Below are 16,056 nucleotides of genomic sequence, written 5' to 3'. Positions count from 1 at the left end.
TAAGGCAGCCCGGCTTCGTTCGTTACATGCCTGCGAGGCAGACGTACTTGATTTCGAGGAAGCCCTCGATGCCGTACTTGGAGCCCTCACGGCCGAGACCCGACTGCTTGATGCCGCCGAACGGTGCCATCTCGTTGGCGAGGGCAGGCGTATTCACTCCGACCATGCCGCTCTCCAGCGCCTCCGCCACCCGCCAGACCCGCGCCATGTCCTTGGCATAGAAGTACGACGCCAGTCCGTATTCCGTGTCATTGGCCATGGCGATCACATCCGCCTCGTCCCTGAAGGTGATGATCGGAGCCAGCGGCGCGAAGGTCTCTTCCTTCGTGACCTTCATGCTCTGGTTGATGCCCGTCATCACCGTCGGCTCGAAGAAGGTGCCGCCCAGATCCGAGCGCTTGCCGCCCACGAGCACCTTCCCGCCCTTCTCGAGCGCATCGGCCACGTGGTCCTCCATCTTCGCCACGGCCCTGTCGTCGATCAGCGGGCCCATGGCCACGCCTGCTTCCGTACCACGGCCGAGTTTCAGGCTCCTCGCCTTGGCGGCGAGCTTCTCGGCAAAGGCCTCAGCAACGCTCTCCTGCACGTAGATACGGTTGGCGCAGACGCAGGTCTGGCCGGCATTGCGGAACTTCGACGCCGTGGCGCCTTCCACCGCGGCATCCAGATCGGCATCGTCGAACACGATGAAGGGTGCGTTGCCGCCGAGTTCCAGCGACAGGCGCTTAATGCTGTCGCCCGCCTCCCGCATCAGCCAGCGGCCGACATTGGTCGAGCCGGTGAAGGTGATCTTGGCCACTTTTGGGTTGTGGCAGAACTCTTCGCCGATGGGTTTCGCCTCGTTCGTCGTGATCACCGAGAATGCGCCCTTGGGCACGCCTGCCCGCTCGGCGAGCACGGCGAGTGCGAGAGCCGAGAGCGGCGTCTGCGCCGCAGGCTTGAGCACCATGGTGCAACCGGCCGCCAAGGCCGGACCGACCTTGCGGGTGATCATGCCATTGGGGAAGTTCCAGGGGGTAATGGCCGCGCATACGCCCACCGGCTGTTTGAGCACGAGGATGCGCTGGCTGGGATTCGCGCCGGGAATGATGTCTCCGTCGATGCGCTTGGCCTCCTCCGCGAACCATTCGATATAGGCCGCGTTCGAGATCACCTCGCCCCTGGCTTCCGCCAGCGGCTTGCCCTGCTCGGTGGTGAGGATGAGAGCCAGATCGTCGGCATTGGCGATGATGAGGTCGTACCACGTGCGCAGGATCTGGCTGCGCTCCTTGGCCGTGCGCTTGGCCCAGCTTTTCTGGACTTCGTGGGCCTTGTCGATGGCCCTGCGGGCGGCCTCTGCCCCGAGGTCGGGCACGGACGCGATGAGGGCGCCGTCGAAGGGGTCGGTCACGGGAATGGTCTTTCCATCGGCCGCATCCACCCACTCGCCTGCCACATAGGCCCTGGACACCAGCAAGGACGGGTCCTTCAGGTCAGGGACGCGACGTTCCGGAGGATTGTGTGCTGTCATGGGAGACTCCAGTCCTGGTAAGGGAAAATGACGAGGTGTTTATAGGGGCTTCAGCCCTCCATGAACACCGCTTTCCGCCCCGGCCAGGGTTGCGGTGAATGTGGAGCGGGCCGCCCTTCCACATGGACCCGTGACTTTGGGCATATTTGCGACTTAAGGATGAAGGCCTGTCGCGTTGTTAAGGCGTATAGCCTCGTTACCTTGTCTTGACCGGCCTCATGGAGGGTTTCACCATGCGGTCCGATACATGGCAGGACCAACCTGCACTTAGACAATAGAGGGAAGGAAGACGATGCGAGTTCTCAAACCCATTCTGTTCGCCTTGAGCTGCACCGTGGCAGCGCAGGCAGCCTATGCCCAGCAGATCTCCGATGGCGTGGTGAAGATCGGCATTCTCAACGATCAGTCCGGCGTCTACGCCGATTTCGGCGGCAAGTCTTCCGTCGAGGCGGCCCGCATGGCCGTGGAGGATTTCGGCGGCAAGGTCCTAGGCGCCCCTGTCGAGATCGTGAACGCCGACCATCAGAACAAGCCCGACGTGGCCTCCAGCATCGCCCGGCAATGGTACGACACGGAAAAGGTCGATTCCATCATGGAGCTGACGACGTCCTCCGTCGCGCTGGCGGTTCAGGGCCTTTCCAAGGAAAAGAAGAAGATCACCATGACCACCGGTGCGGCGACGACCGACCTCACCGGCAAGCAATGCTCTCCTTACGGCTTCCACTGGGCCTACGACACCCACGCCCTGGCCGTCGGCACCGGCGGCGCGCTGGTGGAGAACGGCGGCAACAAGTGGTTCTTCCTGACCGCCGATTATGCCTTCGGCTATTCCCTGGAGGAGCAGACCTCGAAATTCGTGAAGTCCAAGGGCGGTCAGGTCGTCGGCTCCGTCCGCCACCCGCTGGCGGCGACCGACTATTCGTCCTTCCTGCTGCAGGCGCAAAGCTCCGGAGCGAACGTCATCGGCTTGGCCAATGCGGGGCTCGACACGGCGAACGCCATCAAGCAGGCCGCCGAGTTCGGCATCACCCAGGATGGCACGCGCCTCGCGGCACTTCTCTTCACACTCGCCGAGGTGAAGGGCCTGGGCCTGCAGGCCGCGCAGGGCCTGACCCTCACGGAAGGTTGGTACTGGGACCAAAACGACGAGAACCGCGCCTTCGCCAAGCGTTTCCAGGCCAAGACCGGCAAGATGCCCAACATGATCCATGTGGGCACCTACTCCACCGTGATGCAGTATCTGAAAGCCGTTCAGAAGGCCGGAACGGACGAAACCGAGGCCGTTGCGAAGGCCCTGCACGAAATGCCCGTCCAGGATGCCTTCACCAAGAACGGAAAGGTGCTGCCCAACGGCCGCATGGTCTACGACATGTATCTCTTCCAGGTGAAGAAGCCAGAGGAGAGCAAGGGCGAATGGGACATGTACAAGCAGCTGGCCACGATTCCCGGTGATCAGGCCTACATGAAGGCTTCCGAAAGCGGCTGCCAGCTCACGCAGTAAACACCTAGCGAAGAGGCGGGGACGGCGCGGGCCGTCCTCGTCTTTTCATTCATGCCTCTTCATTGCTCGGGATCAGCGGCCGACAGATGGTCAGTACTCAACCGATTTTGAGCGCCACAGGCCTCACCATGGAGTTTCGCGGCTTCGTTGCGGTGAAGGATGTGACGCTGTCCGTAAACGAAGGAACGATCCATGCCTTGATCGGCCCAAACGGCGCCGGCAAGACCACGGTCTTCAACCTTCTCACCAAGTTCCTCACACCCACGCGAGGGCAAATCGTCTTTCGTGGAAGTGACATTACGGGAATGAGGCCCGCCGAGGTAGCACGCCTTGGCCTCGTGCGCTCGTTCCAGATCTCCGCCGTCTTTCCGCATCTCTCTGTGCTGGACAACGTGCGCGTGGCTCTGCAGCGGCCGAAGGGGCTCGCCACCCAGTTCTGGCTTCCATTCAGCAGCCTCTCGGTTCTCGACGAGCGCGCGATGGAATTGATCGACGCCGTCAATCTATCCGCTTATGCGCACCTTACGGCTTCGGAACTGTCCTACGGCCGCAAGCGCGCTCTCGAGATCGCGACGACGCTGGCTCTCGATCCTGCCATGCTCCTGCTCGACGAGCCCATGGCCGGCATGGGGCATGAAGACATCGGCCGCATCGCCGACCTGATCAGACGAGTCGCCAAGAACCGCACGGTGCTCATGGTGGAGCACAACCTGAATGTCGTGGCGGATCTGTGCGATCGCGTCACCGTTCTGGCGCGAGGTGAAATCCTTTCCGACGGCTCCTACGCGACCGTCAGCGCCGATCCGCGCGTGCGCGAAGCCTATATGGGAACCGAGCATGAGTAATGCGCCTCTTCTCGAAGTCCGCGGGCTGAATGCCTGGTACGGAGAAAGCCACGTCCTTCACGGAGTCGATCTGGACATTCGCGAAGGCGAGACGGTGACGCTGCTCGGCCGCAACGGCGCGGGCAAGACCACGACCCTGCGCGCCATCATGGGCATCCTGCGCCGTCGCGAGGGCGTCATCCGCCTGCGAGACAAAGATCTCCTCGCCCTTCCCCTTCACAAGGTGGCGCAGGCGGGCATCGGCTATGTACCCGAGGAGCGCGGGATCTTCGCAAGCCTTACCGTGGCCGAGAACCTTACTCTGCCGCCGAATGTCTCGGACGGCGGAATGAGCATCGATGAAATCTACACGCTCTTCCCCAATCTGCATGAGCGCCGCTCCAGCCAGGGCACGAAACTCTCCGGCGGCGAGCAGCAGATGCTCGCGATCGCCCGCATCCTGCGCACAGGGGCGAAAATCATCCTGCTCGACGAGCCGACCGAAGGCCTTGCTCCCGTGATCGTCCAGCGCATCGGCGACGTTCTCATCGCCCTCAAGGAACGCGGCATGACAATTCTGCTCGTGGAACAGAATTTCCGCTTCGCCCGCAAGGTGGCCGACCGCTTCTACCTCATGGAGGACGGGCGCATGGTCAATTCCTTCCCCGGCCACGAACTCGATGCGCGTATGGACGAGCTCCACGAAGTGCTGGGAGTGTAAAGCATGAGTACGATTTTCGGCATTCCCACCCCTGCCCTCTACGGCCAGATCCTGATCGGCCTGATCAACGGCTCCTTCTACGCCATGCTCAGCCTAGGACTCGCGGTCATCTTCGGCCTGCTGCGGGTGATCAACTTTACCCACGGCGCCCAGTACATGCTCGGCGCCTTCGCCGCCTATCTCCTGCTGACCTACGCCGGGATCAGCTATTGGCCGTCTCTCGTTCTCGCGCCCCTCCTCGTCGGCGCGGTAGCGATCGTCATCGAGCGGTTCATGCTGAGGCGGCTCTATGGCCTGGATCCTCTCTACGGCCTCCTGCTGACCTTCGGTCTGGCTCTCATCTTCGAAGGCGCGTTCCGTCATTGGTTCGGCGCGGCTGGCAAACCCTATGCCCCCCCAGCTCAGCTGACCGGCGCACTCAATCTCGGCTTCATGTTCATGCCGATCTATCGCGGATGGGTGGTTGCCGCCTCCCTCTTCGTCTGCCTGGGCACGTGGCTCCTCATCGAGAAGACGAGACTTGGCGCCTATCTCCGGGCGGCCACGGAAAATGCCACGCTCGTTCAGGCCTTCGGCGTGAACGTGCCGCTTCTTCTGACACTGACCTATGGGCTGGGCGCAGCGCTCGCTGCCCTTGCCGGTGTCCTGGCGGCCCCGATCTATCAGGTCAGCCCGCTGATGGGCTCCAATCTCATCATCGTCGTCTTTGCCGTTGTCGTGGTCGGCGGCATGGGGTCGATTCTCGGCGCCATCGTGACCGGCTATGTGCTCGGCGTGCTGGAGGGCCTGACGAAGGTTTTCTACCCGGAAGCGTCGAGCATCGTTATCTTTGTGATCATGGCCATCGTTCTGCTCGTCAGGCCGGCAGGTCTATTCGGGCGGGAGGAGTGATATCATGGCTGTTGGAACCCAGTACCTGGCAGAGCAGCCCAGGCTGCGCACCACCTCGTTCGTCCTCGGCGGGGTCGCCCTCGCGGCCCTGCTCGCAGCTCCGTTCTTCTTCTACCCCATCTTCCTGATGAGCATTCTTTGCTTCGCGCTGTTCGCCTGCGCGTTCAACCTGCTCATCGGCTATGTCGGGCTCCTCTCCTTCGGACACGCCGCCTTCTTCGGCGGCGCGGCTTACTTCACCGCCCATGCGGTCAAGGTATGGGGGTGGGAGCCTCTCTCGGGTATCTTGCTCGGCGCCGCCGGTGCTGCGGGCATGGGCCTCATCATCGGCTTTCTCGCCATCCGGCGTCAGGGCATCTACTTCGCGATGATCACCCTGGCCCTTTCGCAGATGTTCGCCTTCATCTGTCTCCAGGCCCCGTTCACTCACGGCGAGGACGGCATCCAGGGCGTACCGCGCGGCCACCTGCTTGGCATCATCGATCTCAATCAGCCGCACGCGATGTACTATCTGACGCTGGCAATCTTCCTGTTCGGTCTGTTTGCCATTTGGCGCATCGTGAACTCGCCCTTCGGCAATATTCTCAAGGCCATTCGCGAAAACGAGAGGCGCGCCATCTCGCTCGGTTACAGGGTCGACCGCTACAAGCTCGGCGCTTTCGTCATGTCCGCGGCCCTCGCAGGTCTCGCGGGTGGAACGAAAGCCATCGTCTTCCAGTTCGCCACGCTCACGGACGTGCAATGGCAGATGTCTGGCGAAGTCATCCTCATGACGCTTCTCGGCGGCATCGGCACCATGATCGGCCCAATCGTGGGAGCGGGATTGGTGATCGCCCTGCAGAACTATCTCGCCTCGTCCCAATTCCCTGTGACGGTTCTGATCGGCATCATCTTCGTCATCTGCGTGCTGCTGTTCCGCCGCGGCATCGTGGGCGAGATCCTGGAGTTCATGAAGCGCAAACCCAAAGGCACCGCTTGAGGCGATGCCCTTGGTTACTCATTGAGGCGTGTCATGTCAGACAGCACCACGTTCGACTACGTCATCATCGGAGGAGGTTCGGCAGGTTGCGTTCTGGCGAACCGCCTCTCGAAGGATCCCCGCAATTCCGTCTGCCTGATTGAGGCGGGAGGGAAGGACAACTGGATCTGGTTCCACATTCCCGTTGGCTACCTGTTCGCCATCGGCAATCCGCGTTCGGACTGGATGTTCAAGACCGAGAGCGAGCCCGGGCTCAACGGGCGCGCTCTGAACTATCCGCGCGGCAAGGTCCTGGGCGGCTGCTCGGCCATCAACGCTATGATCTACATGCGCGGTCAGCGCGAGGATTACGATAACTGGCGCCAGATGGGCTTGAAAGGATGGGGCTGGGATGACGTGCGGCCCATCTTCCGTCAGCACCTTGATCACTATCTCGGCGCGGGCGAGCATCACGGCAGCGGCGGAGAATGGCGCGTCGAACCGCCCCGCATGCGCTGGGACATTCTCGACACCTTCATCGAGGCCGCCGTACAGGCCGGCATTCCCCGCACGACCGATTTCAACACCGGCAGCAACGAGGGAATTTCCTACTTCCACGTTAACCAGAAGAATGGGAGACGCTGGTCGGCTGCGCGCGGCTTCCTGAAGCCGGCTCTTTCACGCCCGAACCTGAAGCTCGAGGTCAATGCGCACGCCACGCGCATCCTCTTTGAAGGCATGCAGGCTACCGGAGTCGAGATCCAGCAGCAGGGCACGCTTCGATGCATCCGCGCGCGCAAGGAAGTCATCCTGTCCGCCGGGGCTGTGGCCTCTCCGCAGATCTTGCAACTGTCCGGCATCGGGGACGGCAATCTCCTGCAGGAGCATGGCATTCAGGTTCTTCGGCACTTGCCGGGCGTCGGCGAGAACCTCCAGGATCATCTGCAACTACGGCCCGTCTACAAAGTCCACGGAGTGCGCACCCTCAACGAGGAATACCGCTCGCTCATGAAGAGAGGCTTCATGGCGCTGGAATATGCCCTATTCCGGCGCGGGCCGCTCACCATGGCGCCATCACAGCTGGGGGCCTTCACCCGCTCCTCACCGGATTACGCCACGCCCAACCTTCAATTTCACATCCAGCCCCTGTCGCTCGACAAGTTCGGGGAGGAGCCGCACCCCTTCCCTGCTTTCACGGCAAGCGTCTGCAACCTGCGGCCGACGAGCCGTGGCAGCATCAGAATTCGCAGCGGCAATGCCGCCGACGCACCGTCGATTCGGCCTAATTACTTGTCGACGGCGGAGGATCAGCGGGTTGCGGTCGATTCCCTGCGTATCGTCCGCCATGTCATTTCGATGCCGGCGCTCCAGAAGTACCGACCCGAGGAATACAAGCCCGGGGCGCATCTGAACACCGACGACGAGCTGCTTCATGGTGCCCGCGATATCGGCACTACCATTTTCCATCCGGTCGGCACGGCCAAGATGGGATCCGAGAACGATCCCATGGCCGTCACGGATGAGCGCCTGCGGGTTCGTGGCATTGAGGGCCTGCGCGTCATCGATGCCTCGGTCATGCCCACGATCACCAGCGGAAATACCAATTCGCCTACGCTCATGATCGCAGAAAAAGGAGCCGCCATGATTCTGGAGGATCACGCGCGCTCGGTAGAAGTCATCAGGCAGTCGGCCTGAGCTAAGTCGACGTCTCAGGCCGAGATCTGCCCGTCGGCGGGCAGATGACTCGCCGCCCAGATGGCGGCCTGCGTCCTGTTCTTCGCGTGAATCTTGCGCAGGATCGCCTTGACGTGAACCTTGACCGTTGCCTCGGTGATATCGAACTTGCGCGCGATGAGCTTGTTCGAATCACCCTCCATGAGGCAGCGCAGGATCACCGTTTCGCGGACGGACAACCCTTTGCTTTGGAAGTGCTCGTCGGAGGGCTTTGGAGCGCCTTGCGCTTCCGCCCCTTCAGTTGGCCGAAGAACATGCTTGTTCAACAGTTCGAGAACGGCCGAGGGGAACACGACCTCCCCGAGCATGACGAGATCAAGAGTCTTCACCAGGATTTCACAGGAGACAGACTTCACGAGATACGCATCCGCTCCTGCCTGGAAAGCCGAGATGATCTGCTTGAGGTCGTACTCGTCGACCAGCATCATCACCCGGGCAGAGGCATATTGCTGTTTGATACGCCGAACCTGGACACAGGCCTCGTCGTGATCTCGCGCACTGTCCATGATCAGCAGAAACGGCGTGTAGTTTGGCTCCCAGTCCGTGAGGACCCCCTCGAAACTCGAGGATAAAGCAACAGGATTATAAGCCGTCTCCGCCAGAATCCGCCTCAACCCCTCTCGCAGCAGAGTATTTGACTCGACAAGGAAAGTCGGGATTGACTGGGAAGCCATATAGCGGTCCTGGGACGCATCTGATGCGCGGGCCAGTTCCAGGTATCGGGTTTGCCCGCCGTCTCTCGTGAGCGGCACACTCGGGAGGGACGAGCCATCAAGATCGTAGGTTTTCCGCATAGGAGAGCCTTTTCTGGTCTTCAGTCCAAACGCGAGGGAATACGAGACTTTCCTCTAGGGAAATTAGCTTATTCGCTGAATTCCTACAATGACCTCCTATTCACATCTGTTAAATATTTGTTAACGTGCCAACCAGCATCCTAGATGATATATCGTATGAAGGATGTGTCGCCTTTCTCGCTTGCCCGCCGGAACAGCTGCTCCAATGCCGCCCTAAGATCAAATTCTCTCGACTAGACTATGCCATTCCAGCCCGATCTGAGGTAAAGAGCTTGCCCGGTGGGGGGAGGACTACATCCCTGGCATCAGACTCATGGAAACGCCCCACGAAGGGACCGCAACACCATGTCAGACCTCAAAGAACCGGCCTGCCCTTATTAATCATGAGATGCTACTTCAACCTGGTTAGCGCTGACGAGACGATTATTGACGACGAGGGTGTCGAAGTAAGAGATTTGGATCAGGCTTGGGCTCAGGCCCTCAAAGCCATTGCGGAACTTCGCGCGGAAGCGGACGGAGAGTTGATCGACTGGGACAACTGGCAGTTGGAGGCCACGGACCCGAGCGGCAAGGTGCTGTTCTCGATCAGACTCACGCATGGCCTGCATTAAGCCGTCGCCTAAGACCAGAACTGTACCCGGACTGTTATTCTGAAGTCTGTCGCGCAGCGAGAGCGGCAACCCAGCACGATCCGCAGGCTCGGATGTATCCCTCAACGTGGAACCACGGCTCTTCTTTGGTTCGCCGCATTTTCAGGCGGCGAGCCGGAGCCACTTCGCCGAGAATGTTTTAGGCTTGGGGCCACAGAGTCTCCGGACTTGCGTCCGACAGATGGTTGACGGCCCACATGGCCGCCTGGGTACGGTTGGCGACGCGGATCTTTCTTAGGATCGCCTTGATGTGAACCTTGACGGTTGCCTCGGCAACCTCGAGTCTGCGAGCGATCACCTTGTTCGGCGCGCCTTCCATCAGGCATTGGAGAATCTCCGCTTCCCGGCTCGACAACGTCCGGATCACGGATTCCTTCGCCTCGGTCAGCCGTTCCGAATGAAGAGGAGACATTGCAACCGAAGCGCTCTCCTTGCGAACATTCGCGGTCTCGCTCAAAGATGACATGGCATTCAGAAGAGGCGATGATGGGAAAACCACTTCCCCCAACATGACGAGATCCAAGTACTTGATCAGCGCCTCGCATCCTGTCGTCGCAAGACAATAACCATCTGCGCCAGCTTGGAGTGAGAGCTTCATTTCCTCGAAGTCGAACCCGTCTGCGAGAATCACGACACGCGCCTCGCTATGCTGCCCTTTCAGATCCCGGACGATGGCCGTTGGTCCGTTCGGGTAGAGATTACTATCGATAATGAAGAGAAAAGGTTCGTGACCATAAATCTGCGGCGCTGACGTACCTCGACAGCTCAAGTCCTCGGGATGCACCTTGTACCGCGTGCTCGATAGAATATGCCTGATGCCTTCGCGGAGCATGGAATTTTTGCAGCCCAAGATCGTGGTGACCTGAAGCATGTTTGTCATACGGGGGAGCCTTTCCGCAAAGATTACCCCCGATTATACGGCGAGCCGTGTCCTGGACTACTGAGGCAAAGGAGGTACCAGTTACTGCTTAGGGAGTAACAGGCTGAATGACGTGTGGTTGTGACTTTTCGCATTTCGAGACGACTGCTTATATACAGCGGACGAAATCAATTTCACCGCCGCCACAAAGGTGACACTTCTCCGTGAAAGCCTCATCAAACAGGCTATTTCATACAAGAAGCGTCGGGAGTGATTCCGGCAGAAATAGCAAGCGCGATATGCTGTTCTTAGATCTTCATGGGCAATCCCGTACACTGCTTCGAGCCAGCCGGAACTGCCCGGAGGAACGGCTTGGCGACACCAGACATTCGCCGATCAGGAGATTCACATGAATGGGGAATTCTCCGCTCGCATCAAGCTGCGGACATTGCTGCTGGCGATATGCCTCGGGTCATCCGCAGCGGGAGCGTGCGCGGAGACATATTTTGTAGCCCCTTACGGCAGTGCCGCGGGGACCGGCTCGAGATCCGATCCACTTCAGACTATTCAAGGGGCATTGGAGCGGGCAAAGCCAGGCGACACGATCGAGCTCGCAGCTGGCCGCTACTTTCAGGATTTCAGAACCGTCAGAAACGGGCAGCCCGGACGGCCTATCGTCATCAGAGGCGGACGCAATGCCGTTGTCTCTGGTGCAGGCGCCAGCCGGGTCGCTGAAATCAACCATGACTTCATTGAGCTGCATGGCTTCACCATCGACGGTAGGCACAGTCCGGCACAGAGCAAGGACAGTTATCGGGATAAGCTCATCTATGCAGTTGGAAACAGACCTGGCGACGGCGTCACAGGCCTCCGCATCATTCGCATGAGGCTCCTGAATGCAGGTGGAGAATGTGTGAGACTGCGCTATCAGGCGCAACGCAACGAGATCGCCAATTCGACGATCGAGAACTGCGGAGTCTACGATTTCGTGTACAAGGACGGAGGCAAGAATGGCGAGGGCGTGTATATCGGCACTGCTCCTGAGCAGCTTGGGGGGCGAGGCGTACCAGATGCATCCATAGACCGTTCTGACGCGAACTGGATCCATCACAACACATTCAACACGCGCGGTAACGAGTGTGTGGATATCAAGGAAGGCTCCTCCGGAAACATCGTGGAGCACAATAGCTGCACGGGCCAGCGCGACAGACAATCCGCAGGACTCGATGCGCGTGGCAGCGGCAACACGTTCCGCCATAACGTCGTCTACGGGAACCGGGGTGCCGGCATTCGCCTTGGCGGCGACGATGACAATGATGGAACCGGCAACGATGCCTATTCCAACACCCTCCGCGACAATGCCTTTGGCAGCCTGAAGGTCCAGCGGGGACCACAAGGAAAGATCTGCGGCAATACGATCGCGGGAAAGGACACCGGTGTTAAGGGCGAGTTCGCCGCGAAGATCAACCCGCGCCAGAAGTGTTAGAGGTGCGTTCCCACCGGCTGGCCCCGACGCAGCTGGTGGGAGAAGTGACGATCACTTGACTGCAGTTCCGCCCTCTTCCGCCTTGGGCGCCGCCTGCTCAGGGACCGAGCTGGTGGACGATTGATCGATCATAGAGCTCAGGGCCACGGCAGCCAGCGGGAATCCGCTTTCCTGGGCGCTGCTCATCAGCTCTATGGCCTTGCTCAGATCCATGCCGACACCGATACCGGATTTGTACATCAAGCCGAGTCTGTACTTCGCTTCCGGGATGCCGGCATCGGCTGCTCGCTGCAGGAGGCTTGCGGCGCGTTCCGGCGAGGCTTCGACACCTCTTCCCTCGGAATAGGCTTGCGCCAATCCGATCAAGGCCTCGTGATTGCCCGCCGCTGCGGCCTTCTCCAGGCCTGCGACGATGCTGGGCACGAGATCGCTGTTCGGGCGCAGGGCCAAAAGCCGGGAAAGTCCCTGGCCAGCAGCCGAGTTCTCCTTGTCCTGCGCCGCCAACCCGTACCATTGCACTGCTTGACGCTGATCCTCCGGCTTGTCGCTGCCGGCGAGCATGTTCGCAAGATGCGTCGCGGCAGCACTGTCGCCCCGTTCGGCAGCGACCTTGATCAAGTGCCCGGCCGCTTCCCGGTTCTGGGCGCCCTTCGTTCCACGTTCCAGATCGAGTGCAACCTGGTAGGCGACGTTAGGACTAATCTGCGCAGCTCTCTCGAAGAAGCGCAAAGCCGCAGGCATGTCGACACTTCCCTCTGATCCGTTTACCAGCGCCCAGCCGATATCAACGAGAGTCATGCGGCGACGACCGGGATTGACTTCCTCGAGCCATTTCAGAGCAGCCTCCTCATTTCGCTCAACACCCCGGCCGGTCCCATAGGCGTAAGCCACGTTCGCCATCGCCCGGCGATTGCCGACACGCGCGGCCCAGAGATACCATTCGGCCGCTTTCCTCGTATCGACGGGAACACCATCGCCGCGATCATACATGCCCGCAACAGCCAGCACCGAGCTGGACGCTCCGCGCATCGCTTCATATCTCAACCTGCTTTCAATACGCTTCGGTCCATTCGACGCCATGGAAATCTGGTGGCGCGTCATGACCTTGCCCAACATCCGCGTTGCTGTGCGGTCTCCACGGGACGATGCAATCTTCAGCGCCTCGAGACCTGTCACGAACCCCGGTGTTTCGACCTTTGCCGACAATGCAACCTGACCGAGCTTGAGAAGGCGTATCGTAGACATCGCCTTCAGCTGCGCCGCACTTGGGCTGGCTTGCGCCGCCGGCGATGCAGCAGGCGCAGCTGCCTGCCTTGCCGGAGCCGCGAGCGCAGTGCTCGCCAGGAGACAGCTCAGGAGCAAAATATGACTCGTTCTGACCATCGTCTTCTCCTCTGCGTTAGTTCGCGGCTATCGAGAACCCGTTTCGTGGCCGCCGTTTTCGAATGATCACCTGCGTGCCGTCGCCTCGGCGGTGGCGAGCCATTTCTGCGCCGCTTCGGTATTCACCTCGGTTCCGAACCCGAGAGTCATGGCGAGGCTGACACCGTACATGGCCTCTGCATCACCCGCATTGGCCGCGCGCAGCAGCCAATCGGTGCTGGCATTGGCCGAGAGCTCCACGCCATAGCCTGACGCGTATGCGCGGGAGAGCTCCTTCATCGCCATCACGTCACCCGCATCAGCCGCCTTTCGCAGCCAGGCTGCTCCCTGTGCAGGATCGGCGGCACCGCCAAAGCCGAACTGCAGGCTTCGCCCGTACTCGCGCACCGCCGGGGCGAAACCAGCCTCGGCAGCTGCCCTCAGCGCAGCGATGGCGGCCGGGGCGTCTTCCTCCGCACTCGCGGCCAGACGCGCCAAATCTGTTGCAGCCCCCTCGTCTCCACCCTGCAAGGCTCGGGCCAGCCACTCGATGGCAAGGCCGTTATCGCCCTCTCCCAAAGCTCCGGAGGCATAATGGCGTCCGAGGAAGCGCATGGCCTCTACTTTTCCCGCGTCTGCGGAACGTTTGATATATGCCAGTGCCGCCTGCTGGTCCGATGCCCCGCCAACGCCCTCGAGCATGGTACGTCCTATCAGGAAGAGCGTCGCGGAATCCGGCTCGCTGAACTTCATGGTGTCGACGGCCCTCTGAATCCAGATGCGGGCCTGCTCGGCTCCCCGGGATCCGTTGACCCGTGACTGGATCTGGGCCAGCTCCACCATGTCTCTTGCGGAACAAACAGGCAGGGATTCGACCCTGGCAATCCAGGCCGACGCTTCCGACGGATCCTTCGCGAGAGCCGCGAGCGAGATCGCTGCGCGGGCGTTGCCGGCCTCCGCTGCCGAGCGCCTCCATTCGGCTGCCGTCCTGCCGGTGGATCGGAGTTGATCGTCGGGCTGGTCCGCCAGTATCGCCATCGCAGGAGCAATCCCCGACGCGGCCGCTTTCTGTAGAAGCGCCACACCCCGGGCGCGCGCGTCTCCGTCGGACTGGGCAGCCGAAACCAGAAGGCGCCCCAGTTCGAACGCCGCATTCGCATCGCCATCTCTCGCAACTTCCTCGAGCAGGCCCCGAGCGAAACCCTCGTCAGCCCCACCCCTCTCTCCGTTCAGGAGTTTGCGGGCCAGGAGAAGTTGGGCCCGGGAGCGGTCTTCGCCGGGAGCAAGCGCGGCCTCCTGCCATTTGGCAGCCAGACGTTCGTCACGGTCGAGGCCTTGGCCCGTTCTGTAGGCAAAGGACAGGAGCACCATGCTCTCACGATCTCCCTCCTCTGCGGCGCCCTTGAGAGCTTCCATGTTTCGACGGGTCATCTCCGGATCGGCTCCGGCCCTGGAAGCAAGAGCCGCGATGCTGCGCGGGTGTCCCGCCGCGGCTGCGCGCACGAGCCATGAACGTGCCTGCTCCATGTCTGGAGAAACAACGGCGCTGCATTCGTAGAGATCGGAAAGTAGCCCCATCGCATCGGGACTGCCGCGGTCTGCCGCATCCTTGAGAAGCGCGACCACATCCGTCCCTTCGGCATCCTGCGGCCTGGCCAACAGGAGTTTGGCAAGCTCCGTCAGACCGGAGGGATCACCACGATCCGCAGCCTGTCGATAAAGTGCAAGCGCGCTCTCGATATCCGGCTGTCCTCGGATCCCGGCGGCATAAAGGCGGGCCAGCGACACGAGAACGCTTGTGCCATGACCTGGCAGGGCGACGGCACGGGAAAGTGCCTCCACTGCCTTCGGGAGATCGGGAGCTGAGCCGAACTCTCCCCGGTAGTGACGCGCCAGGAGCTTGTAGGCGTCGATATCCGCATAGGTGCCTGCCTTCTCAAGCCATGCCACGCCCTTGGCGATGTCCTTGGGCGCTCCTTCGCCCCGCAGGTAATACTCGCCCAGCGAAGTCATGGCCTGGGCCCATCCTGCCTCTGCAGCTCGGGTGAGATGTCGGACGACGACATCCGGCGTGGCTACGGCCCGCCGCTGCATGTAAATTTCGGCAAGTGCCAGATCGCCGCGGTGATCTCCCTGTCGCGCCGCGGCTTCGAACCACCTTATCGATTCCGGCAACCCGCCCGGAACGAGCGTATCATCGGACAGGATCGTCCCGATCTCATACAAGGAACTGCACTTGCCCCGGCCGAGATCGCCGTACAGAATAAGGAGAGCGAGTTTGACGAGATCATCCGTGGCCGTCTTGGGCACCGCACCGGTGCGACCGCTTTGTTGAAGGCGCGCAAGCCCGATGACGCCGTCCACGTTGCCAGCGGCCGAGGCGGTGCGCAGCAGGCGTTCGGCTTCCTTGACATCGGCATTTTTGATACGCCCCGTCTCATGAAGTCGCGCAAGCTGAACGGCCGCGTCCATGTGAAGCATGGCGGTCGCAGTAGTGAACAATGATGCCGCGCGTTCGGCATCGACCGGGCCCGCTGCTGGGTCGAGCATCAACTTGCCCAGGCGATAAAGAGCGCGCGCCTTTCCCGGCCATGTCCGGACAGACAGCTCCTCCAACAACTTCCGGGCTGTTGCCGGATCGCGGGGAACCTGCGGCGCGCCATCCGCATAGAGCATGGCCGCATCGTACATCTCGTCGAGATTGCCGATTGACTGTCCCTTACTCCACTTCCTCCAGTCCCTGGTCAGAGAGACTTTCGGAGGAGC

14 protein-coding genes are annotated in these 16,056 nt (G+C 61.1%); 9 read left to right on the top strand and 5 right to left on the bottom strand.

The window, feature by feature from the left end; genetic code table 11:
• Positions 1 to 22: 22 nt before the first annotated feature.
• Positions 23 to 1,510: an NAD-dependent succinate-semialdehyde dehydrogenase gene (locus GR328_RS09945; RefSeq protein ID WP_160884353.1), complete on the bottom strand. Its 1,488-nt coding sequence runs from the start codon at positions 1,508 to 1,510 to the stop codon at positions 23 to 25.
• A gap of 292 nt (positions 1,511 to 1,802) precedes the next feature.
• Between GR328_RS09945 and GR328_RS09940 the strand changes: the two genes are divergently transcribed.
• From GR328_RS09940 to GR328_RS09915, 6 genes are all read left to right on the top strand, one after another.
• Entirely contained in the window at positions 1,803 to 3,011 is a 1,209-nt protein-coding gene (locus GR328_RS09940; RefSeq protein ID WP_160884352.1) for an ABC transporter substrate-binding protein, read from the top strand.
• A gap of 86 nt (positions 3,012 to 3,097) precedes the next feature.
• On the top strand, positions 3,098 to 3,856 hold the full coding sequence (locus tag GR328_RS09935; protein WP_160884351.1) for an ABC transporter ATP-binding protein: 759 nt from the start codon (positions 3,098 to 3,100) through the stop codon (positions 3,854 to 3,856).
• Complete coding sequence (locus GR328_RS09930) at positions 3,849 to 4,556, top strand: ABC transporter ATP-binding protein (protein WP_160884350.1); 708 nt, start codon at positions 3,849 to 3,851, stop codon at positions 4,554 to 4,556. Before GR328_RS09935 ends, GR328_RS09930 begins: the two co-directional genes overlap by 8 nt.
• Positions 4,557 to 4,559: 3 nt before the next feature.
• Positions 4,560 to 5,447, top strand: coding sequence for a branched-chain amino acid ABC transporter permease (locus GR328_RS09925; RefSeq protein WP_160884349.1), 888 nt, complete (start codon positions 4,560 to 4,562; stop codon positions 5,445 to 5,447).
• A 4-nt stretch (positions 5,448 to 5,451) separates the two neighbouring features.
• Positions 5,452 to 6,426: a branched-chain amino acid ABC transporter permease gene (locus tag GR328_RS09920; protein ID WP_160884348.1), complete on the top strand. Its 975-nt coding sequence runs from the start codon at positions 5,452 to 5,454 to the stop codon at positions 6,424 to 6,426.
• Between the two features lie 33 nt (positions 6,427 to 6,459).
• Complete coding sequence (locus GR328_RS09915) at positions 6,460 to 8,100, top strand: GMC family oxidoreductase (protein ID WP_160884347.1); 1,641 nt, start codon at positions 6,460 to 6,462, stop codon at positions 8,098 to 8,100.
• Positions 8,101 to 8,114: 14 nt separating this feature from the next.
• Here GR328_RS09915 and GR328_RS09910 read toward each other — a convergent pair whose 3' ends face one another.
• Positions 8,115 to 8,813: a LuxR C-terminal-related transcriptional regulator gene (locus GR328_RS09910; protein WP_160884346.1), complete on the bottom strand. Its 699-nt coding sequence runs from the start codon at positions 8,811 to 8,813 to the stop codon at positions 8,115 to 8,117.
• 503 nt (positions 8,814 to 9,316) lie between these two features.
• Between GR328_RS09910 and GR328_RS09905 the strand changes: the two genes are divergently transcribed.
• Positions 9,317 to 9,544, top strand: coding sequence for a DUF6894 family protein (locus GR328_RS09905; RefSeq protein WP_160884345.1), 228 nt, complete (start codon positions 9,317 to 9,319; stop codon positions 9,542 to 9,544).
• Between the two features lie 178 nt (positions 9,545 to 9,722).
• Here GR328_RS09905 and GR328_RS09900 read toward each other — a convergent pair whose 3' ends face one another.
• Entirely contained in the window at positions 9,723 to 10,454 is a 732-nt protein-coding gene (locus GR328_RS09900) for a LuxR C-terminal-related transcriptional regulator (protein WP_160884344.1), read from the bottom strand.
• A gap of 397 nt (positions 10,455 to 10,851) precedes the next feature.
• On the opposite strand from GR328_RS09900, the gene GR328_RS09895 reads away from it, so the two are divergent.
• The gene (locus tag GR328_RS09895) at positions 10,852 to 11,928 is read left to right on the top strand and encodes a DUF1565 domain-containing protein (protein WP_160884343.1); all 1,077 of its coding nucleotides are present in this window, start codon (positions 10,852 to 10,854) and stop codon (positions 11,926 to 11,928) included.
• Between the two features lie 51 nt (positions 11,929 to 11,979).
• On the opposite strand, the gene GR328_RS09890 is transcribed toward GR328_RS09895, so the two are convergent.
• Complete coding sequence (locus GR328_RS09890; RefSeq protein WP_160884342.1) at positions 11,980 to 13,173, bottom strand: tetratricopeptide repeat protein; 1,194 nt, start codon at positions 13,171 to 13,173, stop codon at positions 11,980 to 11,982.
• A 204-nt stretch (positions 13,174 to 13,377) separates the two neighbouring features.
• The gene (locus tag GR328_RS09885; RefSeq protein WP_160884341.1) at positions 13,378 to 15,303 is read right to left on the bottom strand and encodes a tetratricopeptide repeat protein; all 1,926 of its coding nucleotides are present in this window, start codon (positions 15,301 to 15,303) and stop codon (positions 13,378 to 13,380) included.
• Positions 15,304 to 15,339: 36 nt separating this feature from the next.
• Between GR328_RS09885 and GR328_RS09880 the strand changes: the two genes are divergently transcribed.
• Positions 15,340 to 15,795 carry a hypothetical protein gene (locus GR328_RS09880; protein WP_160884340.1) on the top strand — a complete coding sequence of 152 codons (456 nt, stop codon included), beginning with the start codon at positions 15,340 to 15,342 and terminating at the stop codon, positions 15,793 to 15,795.
• The last annotated feature ends 261 nt before the right edge of the window (positions 15,796 to 16,056 follow it).

The sequence above is a fragment of the Microvirga makkahensis genome, assembly GCF_009830105.1.
Classification (GTDB): domain Bacteria; phylum Pseudomonadota; class Alphaproteobacteria; order Rhizobiales; family Beijerinckiaceae; genus Microvirga; species Microvirga makkahensis.
The sequence above is the reverse complement of the archived record's forward strand: the minus strand, read 5'-3'. Positions and strand labels throughout refer to the sequence as shown.

Bases quoted from the DNA above. Each gene is read 5' to 3' on its own strand.
- GR328_RS09900 (WP_160884344.1), bottom strand. From the start codon at position 10,454: ATGCTTCAGGTCACCACGATCTTGGGCTGCAAAAATTCCATGCTCCGC.
- GR328_RS09880 (WP_160884340.1), top strand. From the start codon at position 15,340: ATGTCGGACGACGACATCCGGCGTGGCTACGGCCCGCCGCTGCATGTA.
- GR328_RS09920 (WP_160884348.1), top strand. From the start codon at position 5,452: ATGGCTGTTGGAACCCAGTACCTGGCAGAGCAGCCCAGGCTGCGCACC.
- GR328_RS09905 (WP_160884345.1), top strand. From the start codon at position 9,317: ATGAGATGCTACTTCAACCTGGTTAGCGCTGACGAGACGATTATTGAC.
- GR328_RS09915 (WP_160884347.1), top strand. From the start codon at position 6,460: ATGTCAGACAGCACCACGTTCGACTACGTCATCATCGGAGGAGGTTCG.
- GR328_RS09935 (WP_160884351.1), top strand. From the start codon at position 3,098: ATGGTCAGTACTCAACCGATTTTGAGCGCCACAGGCCTCACCATGGAG.
- GR328_RS09940 (WP_160884352.1), top strand. From the start codon at position 1,803: ATGCGAGTTCTCAAACCCATTCTGTTCGCCTTGAGCTGCACCGTGGCA.
- GR328_RS09930 (WP_160884350.1), top strand. From the start codon at position 3,849: ATGAGTAATGCGCCTCTTCTCGAAGTCCGCGGGCTGAATGCCTGGTAC.
- GR328_RS09925 (WP_160884349.1), top strand. From the start codon at position 4,560: ATGAGTACGATTTTCGGCATTCCCACCCCTGCCCTCTACGGCCAGATC.
- GR328_RS09895 (WP_160884343.1), top strand. From the start codon at position 10,852: ATGAATGGGGAATTCTCCGCTCGCATCAAGCTGCGGACATTGCTGCTG.
- GR328_RS09885 (WP_160884341.1), bottom strand. From the start codon at position 15,303: ATGACTTCGCTGGGCGAGTATTACCTGCGGGGCGAAGGAGCGCCCAAG.
- GR328_RS09945 (WP_160884353.1), bottom strand. From the start codon at position 1,510: ATGACAGCACACAATCCTCCGGAACGTCGCGTCCCTGACCTGAAGGAC.
- GR328_RS09890 (WP_160884342.1), bottom strand. From the start codon at position 13,173: ATGTCTACGATACGCCTTCTCAAGCTCGGTCAGGTTGCATTGTCGGCA.
- GR328_RS09910 (WP_160884346.1), bottom strand. From the start codon at position 8,813: ATGGCTTCCCAGTCAATCCCGACTTTCCTTGTCGAGTCAAATACTCTG.